At 37.5% G+C, this 1,542-nt stretch carries 1 protein-coding gene; it reads right to left on the reverse strand.

The features are described from left to right. Positions 1–145: 145 nt before the first annotated feature. A complete protein-coding gene (locus tag HR057_RS16715; protein ID WP_173732625.1) occupies positions 146–1,285 on the reverse strand; it encodes an IS110 family RNA-guided transposase in 1,140 nt (379 codons plus the stop codon). Positions 1,286–1,542: the final 257 nt, after the last annotated feature.

A 1,542-nucleotide genomic window follows, 5' to 3' on the forward strand; every position in this document is an offset into this window, starting at 1 on the left:
TTTTCTATGAAAATAAAAATTAACGGGATTACAGTATAATCCTTATTAGAATGGGAAATCCTAAAAACAACCTAAAAAAGGCATAAGAAAGCAGAGGTACCTCTATGGAGGTAACTTTGTATAGATCTATTTGGTTTTGGTTATACTATTTAATTTGATATTCTTTAAAAGGCTCCTTGTTCAGAAGCATGGAGTAGATGATTCGAAGCATTCGGTGCGATATGGCAACGAGTGCTTTTTTCTTTCCTCTTCTTGCTGCGATTGACCAATATTTTTTTGCTAACCAGCGGTTTCGGCATCTGGATATAGCCCATGAGGCTTCACACAACGCTGACTTGATATGAGGATTTCCTTTAGTAGTCCGTGTACTTTTTCGTTTTCCAGCACTTTCATGATTACCTGGTGCAACTCCAGCCCACGAAGCTAAATGCTGTGAAGTAGGAAATTGTCCCATGTCTACCCCTATTTCTGCAATAATAATGGCAGCAGAATCTTTCTTGATACCTGGAATGGTAAGAAGTAACTCCATTTCTTCCTTATAGTTTTTTAACAAGATATCAACCCGTTCCTCAATTTCTGAAATCAGCGATTCCAAATATATGATATGTTGCCAAGATTGCCGAATAAGAAAAATTTGATGTTCATTTAGAGTCCCAAAAAGGGAATCCGTAATTTTTTGTTTCTTTCCTGCCATTCTTCCGTGGATGCTACTTTCAACATCAGAGTCATCTACATATCCCTGTTCAATCAACTTTGCTAAAAGTTTCCGCCCAGAAACACCAAAAATATCAGAAATGACGGTACCCAGTTTCACGTTTGAACATTCCAATACTTTTTGAATTCGATTCTTTTCAGATGTTAAATGACCGACCCACTTCTTACGAAGTCGTGTTAAATCACGTAGCTCTCGAATATCAACAGGTGGAACAAAACTTTTTTCAATAAGACCATGTCGTAATAATTTAGCAATCCACTCTGCATCAGAAACATCCGTTTTTCGACCAGGCACATTTTTAATTCGTTGTGCATTAGCCAACGTAATATCGAAGAAACCCTCTAATATATTGTATACAGGTTTCCAATAAACGCCCGTACTTTCCATCGCAATATGAGTTACTCCATGATGTTCCAGCCACTTTAATAAACGAAAAAGATCTTTTGTGAGAGTAGGGAAAGTTTCTGTTTCTTTAAACAAGTCGTTTTCTCCATTGCCGGTAATTACACATGCCACGATTGTTTCTGAATGAACATCTAAACCAGCGCATCGTTCGATAAACACTTCCATAAAAAATCCTCCAGTCTAGTATGATCACAAACAGTGAGTGGATTTGAATATAAGCATTTTTCTATACGTAGTCATCCTTCCAAAAAGAAGAAGCTAACAAAGGGTTGATCACCAAATCCACTCAAACAGTTTTCTGTGCAGGGTCAAACCACCATAAAGATCCACGTCCTATAATAAACTGTTTGTGTCATTATCATTATGGCCAGGAGAGACTTATTTTCATGCCTGGGTTGGGTGCAAACGCTCATGAGAGTTTT

Source organism: Calidifontibacillus erzurumensis, from assembly GCF_013303125.1.
Taxonomy (GTDB): domain Bacteria; phylum Bacillota; class Bacilli; order Bacillales; family Bacillaceae_J; genus Calidifontibacillus; species Calidifontibacillus erzurumensis.

Coding starts and splice junctions, on each gene's coding strand:
- HR057_RS16715 (WP_173732625.1), bottom strand. CDS start 1,285: ATGGAAGTGTTTATCGAACGATGCGCTGGTTTAGATGTTCATTCAGAA.